Source organism: Nodularia chucula CCY0103 (assembly GCF_963923915.1).
GTDB lineage: Bacteria > Cyanobacteriota > Cyanobacteriia > Cyanobacteriales > Nostocaceae > Nodularia > Nodularia chucula.
Map to the genome: position 1 here is coordinate 1 of NZ_CAWUOL010000285.1, position 224 is coordinate 224.

A 224-nucleotide genomic window follows, 5' to 3' on the forward strand; every position below is an offset into this window, starting at 1 on the left:
TCGGTCTTGGCACCAGCGGAAGAAGCAGAAGCAGCGGCAGGAGGAACATTGGAATACGCGCGCCGAAGAACCACCAGAGGCCCAGGCTCAGAACGGCCGACATCACCACGGTGGCGATGATTGTCAGGAGCCGCATCACTCCATCAACTCGCGCTGAACGATATCAACCCGGTCGCCGACCTTCTTGATCGCTCTTCGAAGATCGTCCTCGGTGACGGCGAAGC

At 59.8% G+C, this 224-nt stretch carries 1 protein-coding gene; it reads right to left on the reverse strand.

All coding sequences use genetic code 11. The annotated features are described in order from the left end of the window. Positions 1-135: 135 nt before the first annotated feature. The coding region (locus ACM0OP_RS24540) for a DUF3606 domain-containing protein (protein ID WP_414531004.1) at positions 136-224 on the reverse strand (89 nt) is incomplete at its 5' end.